We start from the raw sequence: 26,282 nt of genomic DNA, 5'->3' as shown, positions 1-26,282 counted from the left end.
GGCGGCTAGGGCCAGCGCTTGAAGATGAGGGAGGTATTGATGCCGCCAAAGGCGAAGTTGTTGGACATCAGATAGTCCACCTTCAGCTCCCGGCCGCCGCTGCGGATATGATCCAGCGGGGCGCAGGCGGGATCCGGCTCGTTCAGGTTGAGGGTGGGGGCAAACCAGCCCTCGGCCATCATCTCGAGGGAGAGCCAGGCCTCGATGGCGCCGCAGGCCCCCAGGGTGTGGCCTAAGTAGCTCTTGAGGGAGGAGATCGGGGTCTTGTCCCCGAACAGGGCCGAGGTGGCGTGGCTCTCGGCGATGTCGCCCCGCTCGGTGGCCGTGCCATGGGCGCTGATGTAGCCGATGTCCCCGGCCTGCAGGCCGGCATCGGCCAGCGCCAGTGCCATGCAGAGCTGCATCGTCTCCTGCTGGGGCTGGGTGACATGGGCCGCGTCGCAGTTGGTGGCAAAGCCCACCAGCTCGGCGAAGATGGGGGCCCCCCGCGCTAGGGCATGCTCCAGCTCCTCCAGGATCAGGCTGCCCGCCCCCTCCCCGATCACCAGGCCATCGCGGTCCCGATCGAAGGGCCGCGGGCTCAGCGCCGGGCTGTCATTCATCAGGCTGGTGGCGAACAGGGTGTCGAATACCACCGCCTCCGAGGGGCAGAGCTCCTCGGCGCCCCCGGCCACCATCAGATCCTGATAGCCGTGCTTGATGGACTCGTAGGCGTAGCCTATGCCCTGGCTGCCGGAGGTGCAGGCACTGGAAGTGGGGATCACCCGGCCGCGCAGGCCGAAGAAGAGGCCGGTATTGACCGCCGCCGTGTGGGGCATCATCTGCACATAGGTGGTGGCCGTGATGCTGGCGGTGGTCTTGTCGTTGAGCATGGCCCCAAAGTCGCTGATGGGCCCGGTGCTGCCGATGGAGGAGCCGTAGGCGATGCCGGTGCGACCGCCGGTCAGGACCGGATGATCGATGAGCCCGGCCCGGGTCAGGGCCAGCTCGGTCGCCACGGTCGCGAGCTCCGAGACCCGCCCCATGGCCCGGGTCTTCTTGCGCGGGTAATGGGCCGGCAGCGCGAAATCCAGGATGGGCGCCGCCAGTCGGGTATTGAGCCCCTCATAGACATCCCACTCCGGCATCTGGCGCACGGCGTTGTGCTCCTGCCGCAGGCGGGGCCCCACGCTCTGCCAATCGTTACCGAAGGCGGTCACCCCGGCCATGCCGGTGACTACGACACGCTTCATGCTGCTCTGCTCCACTCTGCCTGCTCAATTTGGCCCCATAGTCTCACATCCCCGCTCATACCATGCCCCCGTTGATCGAGATCACCTGGCGGGTGACATAGCCGGCGATGTCTGAATTTGACTGCGGGTAGGAGACCAGTCCCATTCGCTTCATACCCTTCATGCCATGCCTCCATTAATAGAAATGACCTGGCGGGTCACATAGGCGGCGATATCAGACATCAGGTAGGAGACCAACCCCGCCACCTCCTCGGCCTGGCCCATGCGTTTGAGGGGGATCATCTTCATGGCCTCGGCCTCCACCTCGGCATTGACCATGCCGGTATCGATGAGGCCGGGGGCCACGCAGTTGACCGTGATCTTGCGCTTGGCCAGCTCCAGCGCCAGGGCCTTGCTGGCCCCTATGATGCCCGCCTTGGCGGCGCTGTAGTTGACCTGGCCGCGATTGCCCATGATGCCGGACACCGATGACAGGGTGACGATGCGGCCCCCCCGCCGCAGCCCTATCATCGGCATGATGCAGGGCTTGAGCAGGTTGTAGAAACCGTCCAGGTTGGTGTGCAGCACCCCATCCCAGTCCTCGTCGGTCAGGGCCGGGAAGGCGCCATCGCGGATCACCCCGGCGTTGCTGACCACGCCGTAGTAAGCGCCATGGGCCTCGATGTCGGACTCGAGCCGGCTGCGGCACTGCGCCCGATCCGAGATGTCGAACTGGATCAGCCGCCCCTCTCCTCCCGCCGCCACTATGGCGGCCAGGGTCGCCTCGGCGCCGGCGCTGTCGCCGTGATAGTGCACCACTATGTGAAAGCCATCGGCGGCCAGCTTCAGGGCGATGGCGCGGCCTATGCCCTTGCTGGCGCCCGTCACCAATACGGTGGAACTCATATTCGATCCTTCTCTAACAGATTCAGATAATCGGTCTCTTCGCCCAGCGCTTTGGCCGGGACCTAAGGCTGTGCCAGCAACTCGGCCAGCTCGGCATCGCCGGGCAGGTAGGTGCTGAGGCGCGCCTCGGCGCAGGGCTCGTCTCCCCACAGGATCCGGCACTCAAAACTGGCCATGCCGCCATCTTCCAGCAGGCACTCGGCCTCGATCACCAGCAGCTCCCCGGCCGCGAACGCCGGCACCTGGCAGCGATACTGGCGGCTGCCGAGCAGCATGCCGATGCGCACCGGCTCGCCCCGCTCACGCCCCCGCATCCCCGCCCAGGCGGCTATGGTCTGGGCCATCAGCTCCAGGCCGACCCAGGCGGGCAGGTTGCCCTGTTCATCGAGCAGCAGGCCGTGGCGCGCACCGACTCGGGTCTCGCAGCGCACCCGCTGCCCCCGGTATTCGAGCAGCCGATCCAGCAGCAGCATGGGCGCCTGATGGGGCAGCAGCTCGGCGATGGCTATCTCATTCATGGGGCGGTTCTCCTTCCTTCCCCGAGATGATACGCCCCAACAGCAGGCTGACGTTATTGCCACCGAAGGCGAAGGAGTTCGACAGCACCCGGGCCAGCGGTCTGCCCGCCTCCCCTGCCCGCACCAGCCGGATGGGGGCCAAGGCCGGATCCTGTGCCTCCCCCTGCGGGGGCGGCGGCAGTGCCTGCTCCATCAGCAGGCAGCAGAGCGCCGCCTCGATGGCGCCGGCCGCCCCAAGAGTGTGGCCGGTCAGCATCTTGCTGGAGCTGCAGGGCGCCGTCTCGCCCGCGCCAAACAGCCGGGCCAGCGCCTTGCTCTCCATCTCGTCGTTGAGCTTGGTCGCGGTGCCGTGCAGGTTGATGTAGTCGAGCGCTTTGGCCTCGATGCCCCCCTGGAGCAGCGCCATGCGCATGGCGGCCTCGGCCCCCAGCCCCTCAGGATGGGGCGCCGAGATATGCCAGGCATCGGACGACTCGCCCGTGCCGAGCAGGGCGAGTCCGGCACGCTCCCGGCTCAGCAGGAAGAGGGCGGCCCCCTCCCCGATGTTGATGCCACACCGCTCGGCGGCGAAGGGGCGGCAGCGCGCCAGGCTGAGGGACTCCAGGCTGTCGAAGCCGTTGAGGGTCAGGCCGCACAGGCTGTCGACGCCGCCGACGATGACCGCATCCGCCAGCCCGGCCGCCAGCAGGCGCTGGCCGCTGATGAAGGCGCGGGCGCTCGAGGAGCAGGCGGTGGAAAGGGTGTAGGCCGGGCCGGTCAGGGCCAGATGGCGCGCCAGAAATTCACTCGGTGAGCCCAGCTCCTGCTGGCAATAGTCAAACCCGGCCGGCAGCGGCTGACCAGCTTGTGCGGCGGCGACCGCCACCTCGGCCTCGGCGATCCCAGAGGTGCTGGTGCCCAGCACGATGGCGATGCGATCCGCCCCCAGCCGGGCTTTGAGCTCATCGAACCCTGGCCGGATCTGGGTAAGGGCCGCCAGCAGCAACCGATTGTTGCGCGAGTCGTAGGCCGAGAGCGCCGCGGGCACTGGGGGCAGCGCCGCGCTCACCCGGCCGACCGGGGTGAGCCGGCCATCGCTCAGGGCCTGCGACTCCGCATCCAGTGGGCTGATGCCCTGCCCCTGCCAGCGGGCCAGGGCAGCAGACACCGCCGCCTTGCCCTCCCCCAGGGCGCAGATCAGGCCGTAGTCCCGGATGTAGCAGGGGGCAACCGGCGGGCGATCCTTCCGATTCGGGCTCATGGCGCCAATTTCTCCATCTGCAGCTGGTAATCGAAGGCGTGCTGGATCAGCCGCACCGGCTCGCGCTCGCCGGCGATCTGCCGGTAGTGGATCTCGCTCACCAGTTTGCCATCGGGATCGGTCAGACGGCGCACCATGCCTTCGTCCTCGAGTCGCCAGCCCTTGGGCAGCTGTGGCTGCCAGGCGGCGATGGGCCAGTAGCTCAGCATCACGTCGGCCAGCACCTGGGCCACCGGGGGCAGGGCCGCCCCTCCCAGCAGGCTGGAGAGCTGCTCGGTTTGGATCCGCTCGCCGTCATAGCTCAGCCGAAACAGCCGGATCCCGCTGGGGGTCAGCCCCACCAGGGTGAGCCGGTGGCCGTCGGCCTCCAGCACGGTCAGCAGCTGATGCTGGCCGCCCTTGCTGTGGGCGCTGAGCAGTTGCTGGCGATAGAGCGGCTGAGCCCGCAGCGGGGCCGGCAGCAGCAGGCTGGTGTCCGGGCTCAGGAAGGCTCGATTATCGGGCACGGGCTGACTGGCGCAGGCGCTCAGCAAGGTGGCGAACAACAGGGACAAGAACAACTTCATCATGGCTCCCGAAGAGCTGTGGTGGCTGGTGGTCATGGGGTCATCGCCTCTCCAGTACCAGTGGTGAGAACAGGAATGCGGTAAAGATACCGCCGCTGAGCACCAGACCGAAGCCGGCGATGGCCGAGGTGTGGCTCAGCGCCAGCAGGCCGAACGACAGCTGGGTGGTCAGGTTCGCCAGCAAGATGGCGAACATGGTCGAGCGTTGGCGCAGGGGATCCCCGCCGCTGTAGGCGAAGAAGAGGCTGTAGTCGATGCCGATGCCAAAGATGAGGCTCATGGCCAGCACCCCGAACAGGGTGAGCGGCTGGCCACAGGCGGCGAGCAGGGCCAGACCGGCCCCCAGCGAAAATCCGCTGATCAGCAGGATCCGCACGCTCTTGCGCCAGCCAAACCGGACCCAGAGCAGCAGGCCCACCAGGGCGATGGCCACCAGCAGCAGCTCGGTCAGCTTGATGCGGTAGTGGGCAAACAGCTCACTCCACTGGTTGCGCGGATCCTGCCAGAAGACCCCCTCCTGCCCCTGCGCCAGCTTTGCCACGGCGGCAACCTCCGTCACCCCGTTCACCGGCAGCCAGAGCGCCACCCGACCATCTGGCAACCCATGCCAGAGCAGTCGACTGCCCTCGCTGACCGGGCTGGCCAGCCAGTGCTCGGGAGTCAGGGGATGCCAGGATCTCGGCTTGGCCTCGACCGGCACGCCGGCCTGATTGAGCCGCGCCACCACCTCGGGCAACAGCCGAGTGAGGGCGGCATGATCCGCCCGCTGCTGCGCCTGGGACGGCAGCCACTGCGCCAGCGAAACGAAACCTGCCAGCTGACCCTGCGCCCTGGCCTGAGCCAGCTTATGACTCATGGCTTCGAGCCGCTGCAAGGCGGTCTCGCCATCCGCCGCCGTCACCAGGAAGCCCGTCATGCCCCCCTGCTGGCCGGTGAGGTGCTGGATCTGCCGCTCCTGTGCCTGCAGCTCGGTGGGCAGCGGCTGCAGCCGGGCTATGTCGTCATCGACCTCCAGCCGGTTCAATCCCACCCCTATCAGGATCAGGCAGAGCAGTGGGACGCCCCAGCGCAAGGCACGGATCTCGCGCCACCACTTGAGCCAGAGCGCCATCGGCACCAGGATGCGCGCTTCCCGCTGGGGCAAGTCACCGAGCCAGAGCGGGAACAGGCAGAGCACGGTAATAAACGAGGCCGTCAGCCCCACCAGGGCACACAGCGCCATCTGCTGCAAGCCGGGGAAGGGAGCGAGCCAGAGCAGGCCATAGCCTACCAGGGTGGCGAACAGCGCCATCGAGAGGCTTGGCAGCAAGCGGGCGCGAGTCTGGTGGGGGCTCTCCTGGTCCCCGTGCAGGCGCCGCTCGGTCAGGAAATGGATCCCGTAATCGATGACGCCGACCAGGCTGGAGCTGATCACCAGGGTGAACAGGTGCACCTCGCCAAACCACAGCAGCACGGCCAACACCCCCCAGGCGAGGCCGATGGCGATGGGCAGCAGGGAGATCCAGAGCGCACGACCCGAGCGGAACGCCAACCACATCAGCAGCAAGACCCCGAACGTGGAGCCGAGCCCTATGGTGGAGATATCCTCCTGAGCCAGGTCACTGGCATGCTGGCTGTAGAAGAGGGTGCCACGGCGCAGCAGCTCCAGCCCGGGATACTGGGTCTTGAGGCTCTGCTCCGCCGCGTTGAGGCGGTTCAGCAGCTCGCTATTGCGAGAGAGATCGAAGGCCGAGAGGTCCAGCTCGGCTCGCAGCAGAAACCACTGCCGCCCCGCCTCGTCCCGGCTCAGCAGCCAGCCCTGATCGAGGCGCAGGGCCGTGGCCGCCTGACCCTGCACGCCGGCGCGGGTCAGCAGCAGGGGATCGGCTTGCCACTCGGGGCGGGAGACGCCACCGAAGGGGCTGTAGATCTGGCCGAGCACCCACTGGCTCCAGGCCTCGGGCCCTGCGGCCAGCCTGGCCCGGCTGCCCTCATCGAGGCGCTGCCAGGCATAGTCATAGATGAAGCCTTGCCAGGCGGGGGCCAGCTCCGGCTGGGCACCGCGCACCGCGCTGAGCTCGGGCAAGGCGCTCAGGGCCGTTGCCCACTCCTCTGCCGCGACGCGACCATCCTGCCCCGCCGGCAGGCTCAGCATCCAGACCAGCTGTTTGTCGAGCTGGCGCAGCAGGCCACCGCGCAGGGCCGGATCCAGTGTGGATCTCTCCTCGTGGGGCAGGAGATCCATCAGGCTGGTATTGATGCGGCTGTGAGAGAGCTGCCAGCCGAGCAGCGCCAGCGCCAACAGGCTGAGCAGCAGCCAGAGGCAGGAGAGCCGGCGCCAGGTCGGCTCGCTCCAGCCCAAGGCGAGGGATGGCCGTGTGGGAGAGGATGCGGCGTCGCCAGGGTTTTCAGGGGACAAAATGGGCCTGCTCCTCGGCAGAGAGGGGGAGACTCACCGCCTGCCAGTGAGAGAAGCGTATGCGGGTCTCATCCCCCTGGCGATCGGCGATCACGAGCCGATCCAGCTGCTTGCCACCGCCTAACGTCAGACTGGCAAATACCTTGTTCAGTGGCGCCGCCAGCGGCGTCAGCACCAGGGTCCAGCTCTGCTCGGTGGACTGGAAGTCGAGGGCAAAATAGCGGGTCAGCGCCTGCTCATCCGAACCGAACAGGGCCAGCAGCATGCCGCTGAATTCGAGCAGTTGGGGATTGTCGATCACCTCGGCCTGGCCCTGGCCAACCTGCTGACGCATGCGCTGGGCAGTCAGACTCAGCGCCAGTTCAAAGGGCTGCAACTGATGCCACCAGAGCCCCTGGCCGCGCGCCAGCAACAGCTCGCCGCTGGCTTTCAGGGGCTGGGCCAGCCCGGCCACCTGCTTCTCCTGCTCGAAGCGAGCTCGCTGGGCCGGCTGCGCACTCAGCAGCTCGCGCACCTCGGCCTGGGTCATGGAGGCAGCCTGCACCACCCCCGGCAACATCAGCCACAGACAGGCACAGAGCCAGCCGCGCATTCCCTTCATCAAGAGCCGCCTCATTCACTCACTCCCAGCTTGTCGAGCAGCACCCTGGGCGAGGCGAGGCACATCTCGCCGCTCTCCTGGTTCACCGCCACCTGGATGCTGTAGCCCTTGCTGGTGCGCACCCCGCTGATGGCATCGAACAGCTGGTACTCGATCTTGAGCCGGTTCTGGTACTCGCTGAATCTGGCCTCGACCCGCACCCTCTGGCCAAAGCGCAGCGGCGCCATGTACTTGAGCCGCAGGTCGATCACGGGCCAGTGGTAGCCGGAGGCCGCCATCTGGGGGTAGTTGTAGTCGATCCGCTCGAGCAGGGCGCAGCGGGCCAGCTCGATGTAGCGCACGTAGTGGCCATGCCAGGCCACCGCCATCATGTCGATGTCATGAAACGGGATCTCGATTTCGATACTGTGACTCAGCATCCAGGGTTCATGCTGCATACAGGTTCTCCATCGGGTCGTGCCAGACATCCGCAGCCATCATGTCGATGTCGTGGAACGGGATTTCGATGTCGATGTCGATGCTGTGGCTTAGCATCCAGGGTTCATTTTGCATGGGGCTCATCTCCATAAAGCGGATAATAGCGGGCTTGCAGTCGGGCGATCAGCGCCCTGAGCTCCTGCTCCAGCGCCCTGTCCTCCACCAGCGCCGGGTGATGGACGCGCACCGCCAGCACCATCCCTTGCAACGGCTGGCTCAATTCCTCCAGGCTGCGTTGCTGCACGCCAAGGCGCAGCTCGACCCCCTGCACCGCCGCCAGCAGGCAGGCGGAGCCGACTTGCTCGCAGAGGGTCAGCACCCGCAGGGCGTCCCGCGCCGCTATGGTGCCCATGCTCACCTTGTCCTGGTTGTGGCACTCGGTGGAGCGGGAGAAGACGCTGGCGGGCATGGTCAGCTTGAGCGCCTCGGCGGTCCAGGCGGAGACCCCGATCTGCACCGCCTTGAAGCCGTGGTTGATCATGCGCCGCTCGCCGCTGGCGCCGGAGAGGTTGCTCGGCAGGCCGCCGTTGAACTTGGTGTCCACCAGCTGCGCCAGCTGGCGATCGAGCAGATCCGCCAGGTTCGCCACCGCCGTCTTCATGCTGTCCATGGCCATGGCGATGTGGCCACCATAGAAGTGGCCGCCATGCATCACATGCTCGCCCTCACCATCGATGAGCGGGTTGTCGTTGGCGCTGTTGAGCTCGTTCTCGATGAGCTGGCGCCACCAGGGCAGGCTGTCGGCCACCACGCCGATGACGTGGGGCGCGCAGCGCAGGGAATATCTGTCCTGCAGCCGGTCGCTGTGGCGCGGCAACTCACCGCCCTGCAGATCGGCGCGCAGCCAGGCGGCGATGCCCTGCATGCCGGGGTGCGGCTTGGCGGCGAACAGCCGCTCGTCGAAGTGGAAGGCATTGCCAGCCATGGCGACGCTGACCAGGGCGGTGATCCGGGTCGCCAGCCGCATCAGGTAGTCGGTGCGGACGTAGGCCAGGCAGGCGAGCGCCGTCATCACAGAGGTGCCGTTCATCAGCGCCAGCCCCTCCTTGGGTCTCAACGTCAGGGGGCTGACACCCAGGGCCTGATAGACCTCCGCGGTGCTCGCCAGCCGCCCGTCCCGATAGAGCTCGCGCTCCCCCACCAGCACGGCGGCCACGTAGGAGAGCGGGGTGAGATCGCCGCTGGCGCCGACCGACCCCTCCTCGGGGATGCGCGGGATCAGATCCTGCTCCAGCAGCCAGCAGAGCCGCTCCAGCAGGGCCGGGCTGACCCCGGAGACCCCCTGGGCCAGGGAGCAGAGCCGGGTCGCCAGCACGGCGCGCCCGGCCGTCACATCGAGATCCTCCCCCAGGCCGCAGCCATGGAAGCGGGTCAGGTGCAGGGGCAGCTCGGCCACCAGGGCCGGCGGCACGGCCCGGGTCACGGAGTCGCCATAGCCGGTGGTCACCCCGTAGATGACCCCCTCCTCCGCCAGCAGCCGGTCGAGAAAGTCGGCGCCGCGCTGGATGCGGGCCATAAAGGCGGGATCCGGGTTGAGCACCGGCTTGGCATGCCCCTCGGCCAGGGCCACCACCTGCTCTATGGTGAGCCGGCCTGCGCCAAAGGTGACCAGGGCCTCATCGGCCTGCTGGGAGGGGGGAGTATCAGGGTTCATCATGAGTCAGCTGCCAGAAGTCGAAGAAGTTGAACCAGTCCAGCGGCGCCTGCAGGCAGTGGTGCTGCAGGCGGTCGGCATAGGCCTGCACCCAGTGGCGCAGGGCCGCCTCCCGCTGTGCACGGGGCAGCAGCAGGCGCTCGGCGAAGGGCTCGAAATGGACGCGAAAACGCCCCTGCTCCTTGAGGCCGAACATCAGGTAGACGGGGCAGGCCAAGACGCTGGCCAGGGCGAAGGGGCCGAGGGGAAAGGGGGCCGGCTGGCCGAGAAAATCGGCCCAGACTACCCGCTTCTCCCGCGTCACCGAGGTGCGATCCCCGACGATCACCACCCACTCCCCCGCCTCTATCTTCTCCTTGAGCAGGATGGCGGTATCGGCCCCCATCTCCTGCACCTGGATGAGATTGAGGCTGGCGCCCGGGTTGATCTGCTTGAGCAGGGCGTTGAAACGCGCCGCGTGGCGGGTGAACACCAGGGCATTGATGCGCACCTGGCCGTCCCGGGTACCGAGCGCCCGGCACAGCTCGAGATCCCCGAGGTGGGAGCCGAGCAGCAGCAGGCCGCGGCCCGAGGCGAGCGCCGCCTCATAATGCTCGCGCCCCACCAGCTCGACCTGATCCGGGGGGATGTCGCCGCGCCAGCCCGCCAGCTTGTCCAGCGCCGCCTCACCAAAGCGCAGGAAGTGGCGAAAGCTGGATCTCGGTCCCGCGGGCAGTGGAATGTCATTGGCCGCCGCAAACGCCTCGAGCCGGGCCAGATACTGCTCCGAGGCCGCCCGCTGGCGGCGCCCGGTCAGCCAGAAGTAGCCGATGACGGGGTAGAGCAGCGCCTTGAAGCCGCCCCGACCGAGCAGCCGATAGCTGGCCAGCATGATCTGCATGCCGAGCCAGGAGCCCCGCTCGGGGGTGCGTGACCAGTGGCGCTTGCCCCAGGCCAGCCAGCCTTTTACACCGGTATGAGAACCGTCCATTCCAGGGGGGCGGGAGCCCTCCCTGTCTGGGGAGTCCGACCAATAACGCTTGCCCTGTTGCCAGAGCCGGACCGGCCAGCTCAGTACCTTCAACAGCAGATCCCAGAGCAGGCGGCACACCAACCGGGTGTGCATCCAGGAGATGGCCAGGTTGTCTCGCCAGAGCCGGAAGTGGGAGCTGCCGTCCTGAGGATAGATGACCCGGGTCGGCACGAAGCGCACCGGCACCCCGCGCCAATGGAGGCGCACCATCACCTCGGTGTCGAAATCCATGCGCCGGCCGAGGCGCACCTCGTCAAACAGGGCGCAGCTCGCCGCCAAGGGGTAGACCCGGAAGCCACACATGCTGTCTTCGATGGCGAAGGAGAGGGTCTCTATCCAGACCCAGACATGGGTGACATAGCGGCCATAGAGGCGCCCCTTGGGCACAGAGTCGTCATAGAGGGGGCGACCCGACACCAGGGCAGCCGGGTGAGCCGCCGCCTCCGCGAGCAGGCGAGGCACGTCGGACAGCTCGTGCTGGCCGTCCGCGTCTATCTGCACCCCATGGCTGAAGCCGCGTGCCAGTGCGGCCCTGAGCCCGGTCATCACGGCGGCCCCCTTGCCGAGATTTTCGGGATGGCGCAGCAGGCTGAGCCAATCCCCATGCTCCTTTGCCAGGGCATCGAGGGCCGCCGCCGCGACGGGCTCGCTGCCATCGTCGATCAGCAGGCAGGGCAGCCCCAGGGGTTTCAGCCTGGCCAGCACCCCGGCCAGGGGGGCCGCATGGTTGTAGCAGGGAATGAGGAGGCAGGGATTCAGGGACATAGCCGCACCCGACCGCTGCTGGCATGCTCATCCCCGAGCCGGTAGCTGAACAGCAGTTGCTCCCGCTCGACCTGCCAGCTCAGGTGCAGCTCGCACTCCTGATCCGGGCGCAAGGGGCGCTGAAATTTGAGCTGGCTCATGCCGCCGAAGGCGCCGGTCAGGCCGAGCAGCGCGCGGCCATAGTGCATGGCCCAGTGCACCTGGGTCACCCCGGGCAGCAGGGGGGCGCCGGGAAAATGGCCGACAAACCAGGGCAAGTCCGGCTCCAGCCGCAGGCGCAGCACCAGGGTGCCGTCCAGCCAGCGCTGCTCGAGCAGGGTGGGTAGCCCGCTTCTCTGCATGGGGACGGATCCCTGTCGATCCATCTTGTCCTTATGTTGCACATCAGCCTGTGGCGAGTCCGTGTTTTGTACATCAGCTGGCGCCTCGTCAAACAGCGCCTTCAGCTCGGCCCAGGGCCGCTTGCCCTGGCTGTTGAGGGGCAGCGCCGGCTGGATGCGCACCCGGCGCGGCAGCGCCACCGGCTCGAGCCAGGGTCTGAGCCGCTCGCGCAGGGCGATGAGGAAGCGGCCTGGTCCCAGCGCCTGCCACCGGGCCTGGCCCTCTGGCGTCAACACCAGCACGGCGCCGAGCAGCTGCCGGCTCCCTACCGTCAGCGGCAGCACGGCCGCCGCCGCCACCCAGGGCAGCACCATGAGCCGGCTCTCGACCTCATCGAGGGAGATGCGTTTCTCCTCGATCTTCACCAGCCGATCCCCTCGCCCCAGCAGATGAAAACCGCTGTCGGTCAGCCGGATGCGATCGGCGCAGAGCAGCGGCGCGTCATCGGGCAGGAAGGGGGAGTGCAGCAGCAGGCCATCCTCGTCCGCCAGCGCGACCCGGACACCCGGCATGGGCCGCCAGGGGGTGTCCGGCACCGGACTCTGGCGCCAGGCGATGCCGCCGGTCTCGCTGCTGCCGAAGATCTCCACCGGCAACTGGCCGAGCAGCTCGCGGGCCTTGGCTGCATCCGCCGGGGCCAGGGGGCCGCCGGAGGAGACGATGAGGCAGCAGCCCCTCGCCCCGAGGCCGGGATCGAGCCGGCTGAGGAAGGCTGGGGAGGCGATCAGCCCCCACTTGCCCGGCCGATCAAGCAGTTGCTCCGGATAGAGGGTCAGGGTGCGGGCGAAGGGCACCCTCAGCACCAGGGGCAGCAGGATGCGAAACAGCAGGCCGTAGATGTGCTGATGGCTGACGCTCGCCAGCAGGCGGGCGCCGCCGAGCCGCTCACCCCAGAGTTCGCTCAAGACCCGCAGCTCGGCCTCGAGCTGGTGCCAGGCCTTGGGGATCGCCTTGGGGGCGCCGGTGGAGCCCGAGGTAAACAGGGTCAATTGCAGGGATGTGGGGGCCGGCCAGCGAGAGGGCTGCGCGCCCTCAGAGACGGTCACACCGGACAGCGGCAGCCGCAGCCAGGGGCTCGCGATCCCCTCCCCCAGCGGCTGGCTATCGGTCAGCACCCCATCGAAGTGATCCTGCAGCTCGGCCAGGGCGGCCGGTCGCTGGTGCCCGGGCAGCACCACCTCGCGCCCCGTCAGGGCGCAGGCCAGCAGCGCCTGGGCAAACAGCAGGCTGTCGTCGAAACAGAGCGCCCAGCGCCGGGCGGGCAGGCTCGCCAATCGGCTGGCCAGCGCCTCGCTGTCAAGGCGCAGGGTGCCGAAGCGGCAATCCCCCTGGGGGCCGAACGCCACCGGCTCCTCGTCCCCCCGCCCCCAGATGGCGGCGAGCAGGTTCGCTGGCCCCCTCATGAGGCAAAGCTCCGCTTGACCCGCAGGCGCACCAGATACTCGGCCCCCATCAACAAGCCCATCAGCAGATAGCTGACCAGGCCGTTGTAGAGGCTCCAGAGGGCGAGATCCCCGTGCCAGATGGTGGCGGCGGCTAGCGTGCCATTGAGCACGAAGAAACCGCACCAGACCCGGGTCACGGTGCGGGTGTAGCGCACCCCGGCCGGGGGCAGGTCGGGATCGGTCAGGCGGGCGAGCCGCTCCACCAGCGTCATGGGCTGGTTCAGGCTCCAGCCAAACAGGCCGAACAGCGCCAGGGAGACGACGAGGGGGTAGTAGAGCAGCCAGTGCTGGGCCGAGAAGAGGGCGCTGAGCCCCGTCAGCAGCAGGCCGACACAGGCGAGCAGGCGACCGAGCAGCAGCCACTCGCGCACCGGGGCAACCCCGGGCAGCAGCCGCAGGGCGAAGGTCACCAGCAGGATGACGAGCAGGGCGGAGCCGCCCCAATGGGTCAGCCCCCAGTACACGGCGAGGGGATAGAGCAGCAGCAGGCCGCCCGCCAGTAAGGAGAGCAGCCGGATCATGATGGCCACCCCCGACTCAGGAGGGAGAGCAGCTGGATCATGACGGCCGCCCCCGACTCAGCAGGGAGAGCAGCCGGATCATGACGGCCGCCCCCGACTCAGGAGGGAGAGCAGCATCATGGCCGACTCAGACGGGAGAGCTGACGCCTCATGGCCGTGCTCCGTGCGGCTTGGGTCTCATCGCCGGCTCAGGCCTCATCCATCAGGCGCTGGACCGCATCGACCACGTCGCCGACGCTGCGCACCGACTTGAACTCCTCCGGCTTGATCTTCTTGCCGGTCAGCTTCTGCAGGTGCACCAACAGATCGATGGCGTCTATGCTGTCGAGCTCCAGATCCTGATAGAGCTGGGCATCAGGGGTGACCGCGGCCTCGTCCACTTCGAACAAGTCGATCAGGGTGGCCTTCACCTGGGCAAAGATGTCGTCTCTGTTCATCACGGTTTCTCCACGAGGGGACGGGATCCGGCCTGCGCCTGGATCAGCGCCGCCAGGGCATCGACGCTGGCAAAGTGGCGACGGGTGTTCTCGTCATCGGCGGAGAGCACTATGCCGTAACGCCCCTTGATGGCGAGCCCCAGCTCCAGCGCATCGATGGAGTCCAGACCCAGACCGTCGCCAAACAGCGGCGCCTGGCTGTCGATGTCGTCCGGGCTCAGCCCTTCCAGGTTGAGGCTGTCGATGATGAGTCGTTTTATCTCTTGTTGCAGGTCTTGCATTGCTCTTCCATAGGCTGTCATGGGGTCCCGGGTTGCAGGACCCGGGTAAGAAACCGGGTTAACTGGCGGGCGGCCAGGGCGCCGTGCTGCGAGCCGTCGACCACCTCTGCGGCATGGATCTGCGGCAGAAACTCCAGGGTGAAGCAGGGCTTGTTGGCCGGGGTCCGGTACCACTTGTCCTGCTTGGTGAGGAAGCGCTCGCTGCACTGGATCCGCACGGGCTGCAGTGGCAGCTGGCCACGCAGCGCGAGCTGGGCGGCGCCCCGCTGCAGCCGGATCGGCTGGCCCGGGGTAGTGCGAGTGCCTTCAGGGAACACCAGCAGCAGCCCCCCCTGGCGTACCCGCTCGATGCAGCGCGGCAGCAGCTGCTCGGCCTCCACATTGGGAATGTAGCCGGCGGCACGCACCACGCCACCGAGAAAGGGATTATGCCACAAAGCCTGCTTGACGATGCAGTCACAGGCCGGCAGCTCGGCGGCCAGCATCACATAGTCCAGCAGGCTGGGGTGGTTGGCCACCACCAGCACGCCGCGCAGGGAGTCCGGCAGGCCACTCACCCTGTAGTCGAGCACCCCCAGCCCCCTGAGCAGCCCCATAAACAGCCGGAAACTCTGCTTGATGCTGGCCTGGGCCAGGGTGCGGCGCCGCTCCCCCCGCAGGCAGATCGCCAATAGCGGGAACCAGCAGAGGCTGAGCAACAGACCGCCCAGCCCAAACAGGGTGAAGCCGAGGGCGGTGCCCGCCAGCCGCCAGAGCCGGTTCAGTCGCGCCGCCATGACCACTCCTGGCGCCCATCCCCGAGCAGGCAGCCGGCTTGTTGCAACAGGTGCGCGCGCCAGAATGCCAGAGGCTGGGTCAATGCGGGAGGCCGGGTCTCGGCCCGCCGGCTGTCGCAACGCCAGCGCTCCCCACCCGGCTCGTCCGCCAGCACCAGCGCGACCGCATAGGGCGGGGTTGCCGGCAGCCAGCGCCGATGGAAGGCCGGGATCTCGCCCTCGAAGGCCACCAGCAGCACACGACCGTTGTTGACGCTCAGAGTGGCGACCGCCTCGGTCAGCCCCGCCATCAGGCTGCCCTCCCCCGCGGCGAGCGAGCTCATGGGCAGCGCCGCCTTGCCCTGAATGGAGCAGATCCCGGCCGCCGTGTTGTGCACCGACATGGAGAAATCCGTGGGGGAGAGGGGCTTGCCCGCCGCCAGCCCCTGCAACAGCGTCATGGAGCGGGCCAGTTCGCCGTGGCGACTGACGAAGATGACGCTGTCGACGGGGTGACGAGCCAGCATCTCCAGCCCCAGCTGCACCGCGAGCCGGGCGCCGGCGCTGAGGCGGCGGGCCATCATCATGGGCAGCAGCGGGGTCGGCGGCATGGAGGCGTCGGCGGGCCAGCGGCCCTGCTCGGCCCACTGCCGCCACTGGCCTGTCTGGTCCAGACCGGGGGAGAGCGCCTGTGCATCGAGGAGTGAAAATGAGAGCATGATAGCGACGCTCCGTCCTGTTGCGGCGTTAGGGATCATGAGCAATAAGCGGTTCAGCCGGCGACAGGGTACAGCGAGTCCATGCCGAGCGAATAGCCAACCTATTACCACCATTGATGATGCCGGCCATCATAGCATTATTTTTCAGAAAGAGTAGGCAGCATAAAATATAACCCTTTGTTTGTAGTCGCCTTTTATTGAAAGCCGCCAGATAATGATGTCTTATTGTTCCAGTTAATAAGAAGCAGCACCGCGGAACAATCATCAATGGCGGCCCGAGCCAGGCCGGGCTGTTTCGCCCCAACCACCCATCACCCACCACGAGAGCCGCCCAGTGAAACATTATCAGTGCGAGCAATATGATGCCCTCGACGCCATCAGTCAGGCCCAGCGCATCGCCTTCGCCCCCATGCTGTTCCAGGCGAGCTGGTGCCTGCGCGAGACCGGCGTGCTGGCCTACCTGGAGCAGTGCGGCAAGGCGGGCGCCACCACGGCCGAGATAGCCGGCCACTGCGGGCTCAGCGAATATGCGGTCTCGGTGCTGCTGGACATGGGGCTGGGCGGCGGGCTCTGTCATCTGGCCGACGAGCGCTACGTGCTCGGCAGGGTCGGCAAGTACCTGCAGAACGACCCCATGACCCGGGTCAATATGGATTTCACCCAGCACGTCTGCTATCAGCCCCTCGCCCACCTGCTCAGTGCCATTCGCGAGGGAAAGCCCGAGGGGCTCAAGCTGTTCAACCCCGACTGGGCCACCATCTACCCCCACCTCGATGAGCTGCCGGAGCCGGCGCGGGCCAGCTGGTTTGCCTTCGATCACTTCTATTCCGACTGGGCCTTCCGCCAGGCTCAGGATCATGTGCTGAGCTACCGGCCGCGGCGGCTCTATGACGTGGGTGGCAACACCGGCAAGTGGGCCCTCTCCTGCGCGGCCCGGGATCCTGCACTCAGCGTCACCATACTGGATCTGCCGGAGCAGCTCGCCCTAGCCCAGCCCCGGATAGCAGAGGCCGGGCTGGCGGAGCGGGTCGACGGCCATGCCGTCAACATGCTCGACGCCGACGGGCCGCTGCCGGGTGAGGCGGACATCTGGTGGATGAGCCAGTTCCTCGACTGCTTCAGCCACCCGCAGATAGTCGCCATCCTCAAACGCATTCGCCGCCACATGAAGCCAGGGGCCAGGGTCTGCATCCTAGAGCTGTTCTGGGATAGGCAGAGCTTCGAGGCCGCCAGTTTCTGTCTCAACGCCACCTCCCTCTACTTCACCGCCATCGCCAACGGCGACAGCCGCTTCTACCACTCCAAGCAGATGTACCAGTGCTTGCGCGAGGCGGGTTTCCACGTGGAGGCCGAGCACGAGATCCCGGGGCCCGGCCACACCCTGCTGGTTGCCCATCCGCTGCCCAGCTGGCCATAATGCCCCATCGGAATGGCAGCATCTATGACACGAGAAGGAGTACGGCATGATGCGTAACTGGAAGGCACTGCTGGCACTTTGCCTGGCCCTTGGCGCCCTGACCGGCGGCTGTGCCGACATCAAGGAGGCGGGCCGGACTGTGGGGCACACCACCCGCGATGTGACCCGCGAGATTGGCCACACCACCCGGGACGTGACCCGGGAGATCGGTCACGGCACCCGGGATACCGTCAAGAAGGTGGGCGATGAGATCAGTAAATGACAACAGGGGCCTTGGCCCCTGTTGTGTTAGCTGCGACTGACCATTACCACATCGCCATCAGCTGGGATTCCATGGCCTCCTCCGGCTCATCCGGCAGCTCGCCGAAGAGGTCCAGCCCGGTCTGCTCCTCCACCGCATCCACCGTCACTATGTAGTCCGCAAGCCGGCTGGCCGACACGTTTTCCTGGGGCAGGATGAAGGCGATGGCCTCCCGATTGGCCACGTCCATCACCACCCGGTAATAGGCATGGGGCACGGTCACGCCGTTGCCGATGGCGGCATCCGAGTTGGTGAAGATGGGACCGGTGATCACCTGAACCTCCTCATAGGCGATGGCCCACTGGCGGGTCTTCTCCTCCAGGATGCGCCAGGCCCCCTGATTGAGCGCCGGCAACTGCGGCGTCATGTTGGTCAGCAGGAAGCTCTGCTTCATGGTGGTGGCGCTGGTGCGCATGTCCGCCGCCGGCGCCTGATGACCCCTGTCATAACCCGATCCCTTGTAGTCCGCCAGGGTGGCGCGGAACTGCACCGGCACCTCCTTGTCTTCGGCGAAGGCATCCTTGCGCGGCACCTGACCCTGGGCGCTGGCCGCCGTCATCCGATAAGAGACCCAGTCAGAGACCTTGGTGTCGTAGTTGTAGCCGGCGGCATAGCCTTCCCGGCACAGCAGCTGACTGGATTGACTGGGGACTCCCAGGGTGACGTGATCCTTGCACTGGAATCCCACCGCCAGGGTCGGGAAAGCGCTGAGAGTAAATCCGACAGCCAGAACTAACTTATTAATATTATTCATTATTATGCCACTCCTTGTGTTAGGCGGAGTGATTTGACACCAGGTCGGAGGAGTCAGGCAATCGGCTAGTTTACGAGCATGTCGTAAATGTGAAGATGGCTGCAATTCGGCCAAAAACCTGCGGACAGCTGGGGGATTGTCATCCCCCTGTCATTGTGCTGAACGGGACATTTTTCCCGTTTAATCAATTGGATATACCCATGAAAAAGCGGGGCGCCCGGCCCCGCTCTGGTGATGTCCCTCAGCTCTTGACCTGAGGCCGCGGGGTATCGGCTCGGGACGGCGGCAGTATGGGCAACACTATCTGCGGCTGATCCCCGGTCAGGCTCTTGAGGAAGTCGGTCATGTCGTCGGCCTCCTGCTCGCTCAGACGCTGACCCAGCTGGATGTCGGCCATGATCTGCACCGCCTCCTTCAGATCCCAGACCGCCCCATCGTGGAAGTAGGGGTAGGTCAGCGCTATGTTGCGCAGGGTCGGCACCTTGAACCAGCCGATGAGCTGCTGCTCGCCGGTCACGGCGCCGCGGCCCTGGGCCGGGTTGCTGGTCGGGTAGTGCTTGACCAGCCCCATCTTCTGATAGGAGTTGCCGCCGATGGCAACCCCGTTGTGACAGGCGGTGCAGCCCTTCTCCTTGAACAGCTGGTACCCCTTCAGCTGCCGCGCCGTCAGCGCCTTGTCATCCCCCTTCAGCCAGCGATCGAAGGGGGCATTGGGGGTGATCAGGGTCTCCTCGAAGGCGGCGATGGCATCGGTCACCTCGTCGATGCCAAAGTCCGCTTTGCCGTAGACCGCATCGAAGCGGGCGCGGTATTCGGGCAGGGTGTGCAGGGTCTCGACCGCCAGCTTGTGGGTGAAGGCCATCTCCAGCGGGTTGGCGATGGGGCCCGCCGCCTGCTCCTTCAGATCCTTGGCACGGCCGTCCCAGAACTGCACGAAGTTGAGGCTGGAGTTGAGCACGGTCGGCGAGTTGATCGGCCCCTCCTTCCACTGGTGGCCGAGGGAGCTGACCTGGTTGTCCACTCCGCCGGTCGCCAGGTTGTGGCAGGAGTTGCAGGAGATGGCGTTGGACCTTGACAGCCTCGGCTCGAAGAACAGCATCTTGCCCAGCTCGACTTTCTCCGGCGAGCCCGGCTTGACGGCCTCGATCGGTTGCACCGGCTCGGTGGCCCACCCCATCCCGGGCAAGGCCAGTACCAGCAGCAGACAATATTTATTCATTTTTCTCTCTCCCTTGAGTCCGCGAACAATCGCAGCCTCAGCCTGACCGGGAAAGGCTGCGTATTATTTGCTCAGGATCAAATGGGATGGATAAAAACCACATTAAAAACAATGAATTGATATATTTTTGACGGACTGATGGCGGGGACTTGCGAGGTAAAAACAGCCAAATTCTGATGTATGAATTATCAACAGACAGAGCCTGAATGACAGCCCATTAATTAGATTGGGGTCATTGAATAAAGCGATTATTAAATATGCAGTAATGATCGAACATTAATTAGGTTTATTTAACATGCATTATTCAATGCTCGAGATAATACCTTATCAATAATGCCTCGGTGGCGCCGACCACCCTCGCCCCTATTTCGGGTGATCCCTCGCAGGTTATTCGCTGGTAAAGGCGACGGGTGGCCTGATTTATTTCTCCAGACCCGCTGGCTGCCGCCCTCCACCAGGCATAGCGGCGCACAATAGCAAAGAGGGCCAGAAGGCCCTCTTTTCGTTCATGACATCGCCTTACAGACTGGCGGCGATACGCGCCCCCAGGGCGGCGTTGTTCAGCACCAGCTGGATATTGGCCGCCAGGGAGTTGCCGCCGGTCAGCTCGCACACCCGCGCCAGCAGGAAGGGGGTAGACTCCTTGCCCTTGACACCCTGCCCGTCCGCCTCGCGCAGCGCCTGCGCGATGGCGGCGTCGATGTCGGCCTTGGGCATGGCAAACTCGGTCGGGATCGGGTTGGTCACCACGGCGCCGCCGGCCAGCCCCAGCTCCCACTTGAGGCGCAGCGCCTCGGCAATGGCCGCCGGGGTATCGAGGCGGTAATCCACCTTGAAGCCGCTCTCGCGGGTGTAGAAGGCGGGCAGCTCCTCGGTCTGGTAGCCGATGACCGGCACCCCCTGGGTCTCCAGGTACTCCAGGGTCAGACCTATGTCGAGTATCGACTTGGCACCGGCGCAGACCACGGCCACCGGGGTCTGGGCAAATTCCTGCAGATCCGCCGAGATGTCGAAGGTCTCCTGGGCGCCGCGATGCACACCGCCGATGCCGCCGGTGGCGAACACCCGGATGCCGGCCATGGCGGCGATGATCATGGTGGAGGCCACGGTCGTCGCCCCCAACCCCTTGTTCGCCAGCACGAAGGGGATGTCCCGGCGGCTGCACTTGGTGGCGGCATGACCGGCCCGACCCAGCGCCTCCAGCGCCCCCGCATCCAGACCCACCTTGAGGCGGCCATCCAGGATGGCGATGGTGGCTGGCACGGCGCCGTTATCGCGCACCACCTGCTCCACCTGGCGTGCCGTCTCCACGTTCTGCGGATAGGGCATGCCGTGGGAGATGATGGTGGACTCCAGCGCCACTACCGGTTTGCCGGCGGCCAGGGCCGCGGCCACTTCTGGTTGGATATCGAGATAAGCGTTCAACATGGGTACTCCTCCAGCATGCGTTCAACGGCGGCCTTGGATAGGCCGGAAAAGACGGTATCGGAACAATTGACGGTGAGGGCGGCGCAGCCGAGCGCGAAACGGGTGGTCTCGGCCATGTCAGCCTCCAGTAACCAGGCGTGGGCCAGCCCTGCCATGAAGGCATCGCCGCCGCCGGTCACGTTGACGACCGGGCTGCCGAGCACGGGCAGATGGCCCTGGCACTCCCCGTCGCTATAGAAAATCCCCTGATCGCCGAGGCTCAGGAACAGCCGTTGCACCCCGGCGCGATGGAACCAGGCCGCCGCCATGGGCCAGCTCTCGGGGCCGGCGATGCGGAAGCCGCACAGCTGCTCGGCCTCGCTGCGATTGGGTTTGAGGGTGTGGATGCGGTGCAGCCATGGGCGGATCTTCTCCACCTTGGCCACCGAGACGGTGTCGACGAAGATAATGTGCTCCCCTTGGCGCTCGAACAGCCAGTCGAGGGTGTGGGTGGCGAGGTTGGTGTCGAGCACCCAGAGCCGGGCCGCGCCGAGGAAGCCGCTGAGCTGGCTGAGCCTTGCCGGGGTGAGTTCGTCGATGATCGCCATGTCGTTGACGGCGCAGCTCATCTCGCCGCTGCCATCGTGCAGGCTGAGGTAACAGGAGGTCGCCTGACCCTCCAGCACCAGCACCTGGCGCACGTCGACGCCGGCCCGCTGGCTCACCTCCAGCAGGTGGTGGCCGTACTGATCGTTGCCCACCGCGGTCAGCAGCCGGGTATCGGTGCCGAGCCGCGCCAGGTTCTCGGCGATGTTGCGCCCCACCCCGCCGGCCGAGGTGCGGACCTTGCCGGGGTTGGAGTCACCGATGCGCAGGTTGTCGTGGCTGCAGCCGCAGATATCCATGTTGGCGCCGCCGATCACCACGGCGTAGGGACCCTCGCGCAGCACATAGCCACGCCCCTGCACATAGCCCTGGCGCATCAGGCTGGAGATGTGGCTCGCCAGCGCCGAGCGGCTGATGCCGAGCCTGTCTGCCAGATCCTGTTGGGCAATCATGGGATCCTGGCGCAGCAGGGCGAGGATCTCTTGTTCACGTTCCGTCATAGACAAACATCCAGTTACAAACGTTTGTCCATTATTTCCGAAAAACGTTTTCCCGCCATCCTCTCGTGCAAGAAATGTCGGGTCGCACACAAAAAATCACCGGGCCTGGCCCGGTGATCCTCCATGGCAGGATCCGGCACCGATCAGCTCAGCAGCACCCAGACCGCCCCCTCACTCTGCATCACCGGCCAGCAGGCCACCTTCAGCGCAGGGTCGTCCAGACAGCGACCATCGGCCAGGGCATAACGCTGCTTGTAGAGCGGCGAGGCCACCACGGGCTCGCCGCCGCAATCCCCCACCAGGCCGCGCCCCAGCACCGCCACCCCGGCCCGCGGATCCACGTCATCCAGCGCATAGACCCGCTCACCGAGGCGAAACAGCGCCAGCGCCCGCCCCCCCAGCCAGGCACTGCGGCCCCCCTGCTCCGGCAGGGCCGAGAGCGCGCACACCCGCAGCCACTGGCCATGTTCACTGTGCAACCTGTCTTCCCCGAGCTCATTCATGGCCACACCTCGCAGTTGCCCACCCTGTTCGGGATCTAACAAGGCTTCCATCCCCTCGCTCATATCAGCTCCTTGATACTGATTGCCGGCACCCGCTGGCCCCGCTCCTCCCGGCGGGGAGGCGTGCTCCCCTCCGGCTGGTTGACGAAGGCCTCGAACAGCCTCAGCTTGTCCGGATCCGCCAGGGTGCTCTTCCACTCGCACTGCCAGCTGCCGACGATCTCGCCCATCATGGCCTCCAGCTCGGCGCCTATGCCGAGCCGATCCTCGATGATGACCGACTTGAGGTAGTCGAGCCCCCCCTCCATGCCCTCCATCCAGACCGAGGTGCGCTGCAGCCGATCGCCGGTGCGCACGTAGAACATCAGCAGCCGGTCTATGTAGCGGATCAGGGTCTGCTCATCGAGGTCGATGGCGAACAGATCGGCGTGGCGCGGCCGCATGCCGCCGTTGCCGCACACATAGAGGTTCCAGCCGCGCTCGGTGGCGATGACGCCTATGTCCTTGCTCTGGGCCTCGGCGCACTCCCGGGTGCAGCCGGAGACCGCGAACTTCAGCTTGTGGGGCGCCCGCAGCCCCTTGTAACGGTTCTCCAGGGTCTGGGTCAGGCTCATGGAGTCCTGCACCCCGTAGCGACACCAGGTCGAGCCGACGCAGGACTTCACGGTGCGCACCGACTTGCCATAGGCCTGTCCGGTCTCGAAACCCGCCGCCACCAGCTCGCCCCAGATGGCGGGCAGCTGATCGACCCGGGCACCGAACAGGTCGATACGCTGGCCGCCAGTGATCTTGGTGTAGAGCCCGTACTTGCGCGCCACCTCCCCTATGGTGATGAGCCCCTGCGGGGTGATCTCGCCCCCCGGGATGCGTGGCACCACCGAGTAGGTGCCGTCCTTTTGCAGGTTGGCGAGGAAGGTATCATTGCTGTCTTGCAGGCCACGCAGCGGCTTCTCCAGTACGTGCTCGTTCCAGAGGGACGCCAGTATGGAGGCGACCGTCGGCCGGCAGATGTCGCAGCCAAGGCCATGGCCGTGCTTGTCACGCAGCGCCTCGAAGCTCTTCAGCTCGCCGACCCTGGCCAGGTGATAGAGCTCCTGGCGGCTGTGGGCGAAGTGCTCGCACAACCCCTTGTCCGCCTCGACCCCGATCTCCGCCAGGGTCTGCTCCACCACCTGCTTGAGCAGGTTGCCGCAGCCGCCGCAGCCGGTGCCCGCCTTGGTGCAGCCCTTGACCGCCCCCAGCTCGTGATTGCCCGCCTTGACCGCGGCCACCACGGCCCCCTTGCTGACGTTGTGGCAGGAGCAGAGGATGGCGCTGTCCGGCAACACCAGGGGCGCGGCCGCCCCGCCCGCCTCCCCCACCAGCAGGGAGAGCGGCGGCTGGGGCAGCACCACACCGTTCTGGTAGTACTGCAGCAGTCGCTCGTAGTCGGCCCCGTCCCCCACCAGGATGGCGCCGAGCAGCCGGCTCCCCTCGCCGTCGGTTACCAGCTTCTTGTAGACGCCGTTGACCCTGTCCAGCAGCAGCAACTCCTGGGCGCCGGCGGTGCTGGCGTGAGCGTCGCCGATGGAGCCCACGTCCACCCCCATCAGCTTGAGCTTGGTGGACATGTCCGCCCCTTTGAAGCGCGCCTCGCCGCCGCACAGGCTGGCCACGGCGGCGCGCGCCATCTGGTAGCCGGGGGCCACCAGGCCGAAGATGCGGTTCTGCCAGAGCGCACACTCGCCGATGGCCAGGATGGCGGGATCCGAGCTGTGGCAACCCTCGTCGATGCAGATGCCGCCGCGCTCGCCCAGGGTCAGCCCGGCCTGGCGCGCCAGGCCGTCGGCGGGGCGGATCCCCGCCGAGAACAGGATCACGTCCGTCTCCAGGTGGCTGCCATCCTTGAAGCGCAGCCGGTGGCGGGCCCGCTCTCCATCCTCGATGCACTCGGTGGCCCGCTCCACCAGCACCTCGACCCCGAGCGCCCGGATCTTGTCCCGCAGCACGGCGCCGCCGCTCTCGTCGAGCTGCACCGGCATCAGCCGCGGGGCGAACTCCACTACCTGGGTCTTGAGGCCGAGCAGACGCAGCGCATTGGCGGCCTCCAGCCCGAGCAGGCCGCCGCCGATCACCACGCCGCTGCGCGCCTGGGCGCAGGCATCGCGGATGGCGGCGAGATCCCCCAGGGTGCGGTAGACGAAGCAGCCCTCACGCCGATGGCCGGGGATGGGCGGCACGAAGGGCACCGAGCCGGTCGCCAGCACCAGCCGGTCGTAGGGGAAGCGCTCGCCATCGGCCAGGGTCAGGGTGCGGGCATCTCTGTCCAGCGCCTCCACCTCGGCTCCCAGCCGCAGCGCTATGCCCTGCGCCTCATACCAGGCGGGATCCGCCAGCTGCAGCGCCTGTGGCGCCTTGCCGCCAAACACCTCGGACAGGTGCACCCTGTCATAGGCGGAGTCCGGCTCGGCCCCGAACACCGTCACCTCGTACCGCGCCAGGCCGCCAGCCGCCGCCAGCTGCTCGACGAAGTGGTGGCCCACCATGCCGTTGCCGACCACCAGCAGACGTTGTTTCTCGCCCCTCTCGGGCGATTCGACGAAGTGGTGGTCCAGCTCATCATCCATACCGTTGCCGATCACCAGCAGACGTTGCTTCTCAACCCTCTCGGGGGATCCGACGACCTGGTGATCGATCAAGTCCAGGCCCTTGCCCACCACCTGCAATCTCTCTTTGTTAGCCATATCTCTCTTCCTTGAATTCTGGGGGTTCAGGCCCGCAGCTTGCTGCGCACCTGCTCGGCCGCCTTGAGCGGGGTCACCTTGCGCTGCTTCTCGTAGAGGAAGCGCAGCACCTGCTGGCGCAGCCTGTGATACTGGGGGTCGTCCGCCAGGGCGACCCTGTCTCTGGGCCTTGGCAGGTCTACGGTCAGGATCTCCCCGACGGTGGCGGCGGGGCCATTGGTCATCATGCAGATGCGATCGGAGAGCAGCACCGCCTCGTCCACGTCGTGGGTGATCATGATGACGGTGTTGCCGAGCTCGGCCTGGATGGCCATCAGCGCATCCTGCAGATGGGCCCGGGTCAGGGCGTCGAGGGCACCGAACGGCTCGTCCATCAGCAGCACCTTGGGGGAGAGCGACAACGCGCGGGCGATGCCGACCCGCTGCTTCATGCCCCCCGACAGCTCGTGGGGCATCTTCTGGCTGGCGTGATCCATCTGCACCAGCGACAGGTAGTAATCGACCCGCTCCGCCACCGCTCGCCGATCCGGCTCCACCTGCCGGGCGGCCAGCGCCACGTTCTGCTGGACGCTGAGCCAGGGCAGCAGCGCATGGTTCTGGAACACCATGGCCCGCTCCGGCCCAGGCCCCACCACCTCGCGCCCGTCCAGGATGATGCCTCCGGTGGTGGGATCCAGCAGCCCGGCCACCAGGTTGAGCACTGTGCTCTTGCCACAGCCGGAGTGACCGATGAGGGAGACGAACTCCCCCTGTTCGATGCGCAGGTTGACCCGGCTGAGCGCCTCGAAGCGGCCCTGCTCCGTCTCGAACGAAACGCCGACATCGCTGATCTGCAGATAACTTTTCATTGGCGGTTCTCCTGCCTGAATATGGATTCTGTTGTTAACGCGGCACCTGGCGCTGGTCCTGAAGCGGGACCACTGCTGCACAAGTCCCTAACGCAACGCCTGCCGCTTGCCCTGAAG

The 26,282-nt window shown here is 66.5% G+C and carries 26 protein-coding genes; 2 read left to right on the top strand and 24 right to left on the bottom strand.

Annotated features, from left to right (window positions below; genetic code table 11):
* Positions 1-5: 5 nt before the first annotated feature.
* The 17 genes from KW821_RS03960 to KW821_RS03880 form a co-directional block, all read right to left on the bottom strand.
* Positions 6-1,232 carry a beta-ketoacyl-ACP synthase gene (locus KW821_RS03960; RefSeq protein WP_042651760.1) on the bottom strand — a complete coding sequence of 409 codons (1,227 nt, stop codon included), beginning with the start codon at positions 1,230-1,232 and terminating at the stop codon, positions 6-8.
* Between the two features lie 159 nt (positions 1,233-1,391).
* Complete coding sequence (locus KW821_RS03950) at positions 1,392-2,117, bottom strand: 3-ketoacyl-ACP reductase FabG2 (RefSeq protein WP_218290516.1); 726 nt, start codon at positions 2,115-2,117, stop codon at positions 1,392-1,394.
* A gap of 62 nt (positions 2,118-2,179) precedes the next feature.
* A complete protein-coding gene (locus KW821_RS03945) occupies positions 2,180-2,635 on the bottom strand; it encodes a hotdog family protein (RefSeq protein ID WP_218290515.1) in 456 nt (151 codons plus the stop codon).
* The gene (locus KW821_RS03940) at positions 2,628-3,875 is read right to left on the bottom strand and encodes a beta-ketoacyl-[acyl-carrier-protein] synthase family protein (protein WP_218290514.1); all 1,248 of its coding nucleotides are present in this window, start codon (positions 3,873-3,875) and stop codon (positions 2,628-2,630) included. The genes KW821_RS03945 and KW821_RS03940 overlap by 8 nt, the downstream gene beginning before the upstream one ends.
* On the bottom strand, positions 3,872-4,441 hold the full coding sequence (locus KW821_RS03935) for a DUF3261 domain-containing protein (RefSeq protein WP_256353316.1): 570 nt from the start codon (positions 4,439-4,441) through the stop codon (positions 3,872-3,874). The genes KW821_RS03940 and KW821_RS03935 overlap by 4 nt, the downstream gene beginning before the upstream one ends.
* A 40-nt stretch (positions 4,442-4,481) precedes the next feature.
* The gene (locus tag KW821_RS03930; protein ID WP_218290814.1) at positions 4,482-6,782 is read right to left on the bottom strand and encodes an MMPL family transporter; all 2,301 of its coding nucleotides are present in this window, start codon (positions 6,780-6,782) and stop codon (positions 4,482-4,484) included.
* 46 nt (positions 6,783-6,828) lie between these two features.
* The gene (locus KW821_RS03925; RefSeq protein ID WP_218290513.1) at positions 6,829-7,440 is read right to left on the bottom strand and encodes an outer membrane lipoprotein carrier protein LolA; all 612 of its coding nucleotides are present in this window, start codon (positions 7,438-7,440) and stop codon (positions 6,829-6,831) included.
* Positions 7,441-7,451: 11 nt separating this feature from the next.
* Positions 7,452-7,877 carry a thioesterase family protein gene (locus tag KW821_RS03920; RefSeq protein ID WP_218290512.1) on the bottom strand — a complete coding sequence of 142 codons (426 nt, stop codon included), beginning with the start codon at positions 7,875-7,877 and terminating at the stop codon, positions 7,452-7,454.
* Positions 7,867-7,992, bottom strand: coding sequence for a hypothetical protein (locus KW821_RS21655; protein ID WP_256353315.1), 126 nt, complete (start codon positions 7,990-7,992; stop codon positions 7,867-7,869). The genes KW821_RS03920 and KW821_RS21655 overlap by 11 nt, the downstream gene beginning before the upstream one ends.
* Positions 7,982-9,571: a histidine ammonia-lyase gene (gene hutH / locus KW821_RS03915; RefSeq protein WP_218290511.1), complete on the bottom strand. Its 1,590-nt coding sequence runs from the start codon at positions 9,569-9,571 to the stop codon at positions 7,982-7,984. The genes KW821_RS21655 and hutH overlap by 11 nt, the downstream gene beginning before the upstream one ends.
* Complete coding sequence (locus tag KW821_RS03910) at positions 9,561-11,342, bottom strand: glycosyltransferase (RefSeq protein ID WP_218290813.1); 1,782 nt, start codon at positions 11,340-11,342, stop codon at positions 9,561-9,563. The genes hutH and KW821_RS03910 overlap by 11 nt, the downstream gene beginning before the upstream one ends.
* Positions 11,339-13,132 carry an AMP-binding protein gene (locus KW821_RS03905; protein WP_218290510.1) on the bottom strand — a complete coding sequence of 598 codons (1,794 nt, stop codon included), beginning with the start codon at positions 13,130-13,132 and terminating at the stop codon, positions 11,339-11,341. The genes KW821_RS03910 and KW821_RS03905 overlap by 4 nt, the downstream gene beginning before the upstream one ends.
* The gene (locus KW821_RS03900; RefSeq protein ID WP_218290812.1) at positions 13,129-13,695 is read right to left on the bottom strand and encodes a hypothetical protein; all 567 of its coding nucleotides are present in this window, start codon (positions 13,693-13,695) and stop codon (positions 13,129-13,131) included. The genes KW821_RS03905 and KW821_RS03900 overlap by 4 nt, the downstream gene beginning before the upstream one ends.
* Positions 13,696-13,883: 188 nt before the next feature.
* Positions 13,884-14,132 (bottom strand): acyl carrier protein, encoded by a 249-nt coding sequence (locus tag KW821_RS03895; protein ID WP_218290509.1) that lies wholly within the window; start codon positions 14,130-14,132, stop codon positions 13,884-13,886.
* Complete coding sequence (locus KW821_RS03890) at positions 14,132-14,413, bottom strand: phosphopantetheine-binding protein (protein WP_042651722.1); 282 nt, start codon at positions 14,411-14,413, stop codon at positions 14,132-14,134. Before KW821_RS03890 ends, KW821_RS03895 begins: the two co-directional genes overlap by 1 nt.
* A gap of 17 nt (positions 14,414-14,430) precedes the next feature.
* Positions 14,431-15,189, bottom strand: a complete 759-nt coding sequence (locus KW821_RS03885) for a 1-acyl-sn-glycerol-3-phosphate acyltransferase (RefSeq protein WP_042651721.1) — start codon at positions 15,187-15,189, stop codon at positions 14,431-14,433.
* A complete protein-coding gene (locus KW821_RS03880) occupies positions 15,174-15,887 on the bottom strand; it encodes a beta-ketoacyl synthase chain length factor (protein WP_218290508.1) in 714 nt (237 codons plus the stop codon). Before KW821_RS03880 ends, KW821_RS03885 begins: the two co-directional genes overlap by 16 nt.
* Before the next feature lie 334 nt (positions 15,888-16,221).
* Here KW821_RS03880 and KW821_RS03875 point away from each other — a divergent pair, with 334 nt between their 5' ends.
* Complete coding sequence (locus tag KW821_RS03875; RefSeq protein WP_218290507.1) at positions 16,222-17,304, top strand: methyltransferase; 1,083 nt, start codon at positions 16,222-16,224, stop codon at positions 17,302-17,304.
* Positions 17,305-17,350: 46 nt separating this feature from the next.
* The gene (locus KW821_RS03870; protein ID WP_042651718.1) at positions 17,351-17,566 is read left to right on the top strand and encodes a hypothetical protein; all 216 of its coding nucleotides are present in this window, start codon (positions 17,351-17,353) and stop codon (positions 17,564-17,566) included.
* A 43-nt stretch (positions 17,567-17,609) separates the two neighbouring features.
* Here the strand turns inward: KW821_RS03870 and KW821_RS03865 are convergent, their stop codons facing one another.
* The 7 genes from KW821_RS03865 to KW821_RS03835 all read right to left on the bottom strand — a co-directional run bounded on the left by KW821_RS03865 (position 17,610) and on the right by KW821_RS03835 (position 26,165).
* Positions 17,610-18,359, bottom strand: a complete 750-nt coding sequence (locus tag KW821_RS03865; RefSeq protein WP_218290506.1) for a DNA/RNA non-specific endonuclease — start codon at positions 18,357-18,359, stop codon at positions 17,610-17,612.
* 241 nt (positions 18,360-18,600) lie between these two features.
* Positions 18,601-19,578, bottom strand: coding sequence for a cytochrome-c peroxidase (locus tag KW821_RS03860; RefSeq protein ID WP_218290505.1), 978 nt, complete (start codon positions 19,576-19,578; stop codon positions 18,601-18,603).
* A 519-nt stretch (positions 19,579-20,097) separates the two neighbouring features.
* Positions 20,098-21,006, bottom strand: a complete 909-nt coding sequence (locus tag KW821_RS03855; protein WP_218290504.1) for a pseudouridine-5'-phosphate glycosidase — start codon at positions 21,004-21,006, stop codon at positions 20,098-20,100.
* Positions 21,000-22,091, bottom strand: coding sequence for a PfkB family carbohydrate kinase (locus tag KW821_RS03850; RefSeq protein WP_218290503.1), 1,092 nt, complete (start codon positions 22,089-22,091; stop codon positions 21,000-21,002). Before KW821_RS03850 ends, KW821_RS03855 begins: the two co-directional genes overlap by 7 nt.
* Positions 22,092-22,234: 143 nt before the next feature.
* Complete coding sequence (gene nirD / locus KW821_RS03845; RefSeq protein ID WP_256353314.1) at positions 22,235-22,657, bottom strand: nitrite reductase small subunit NirD; 423 nt, start codon at positions 22,655-22,657, stop codon at positions 22,235-22,237.
* Positions 22,654-25,200: a nitrite reductase large subunit NirB gene (gene nirB, locus KW821_RS03840; RefSeq protein WP_218290810.1), complete on the bottom strand. Its 2,547-nt coding sequence runs from the start codon at positions 25,198-25,200 to the stop codon at positions 22,654-22,656. Before nirB ends, nirD begins: the two co-directional genes overlap by 4 nt.
* Positions 25,201-25,343: 143 nt before the next feature.
* Complete coding sequence (locus KW821_RS03835; protein WP_042651713.1) at positions 25,344-26,165, bottom strand: ABC transporter ATP-binding protein; 822 nt, start codon at positions 26,163-26,165, stop codon at positions 25,344-25,346.
* Positions 26,166-26,282: the final 117 nt, after the last annotated feature.

Source organism: Aeromonas sp. sif2416 (assembly GCF_019218665.1).
GTDB lineage: Bacteria > Pseudomonadota > Gammaproteobacteria > Enterobacterales > Aeromonadaceae > Aeromonas > Aeromonas encheleia.
The sequence above is the reverse complement of the archived record's forward strand: the minus strand, read 5'-3'. Positions and strand labels throughout refer to the sequence as shown.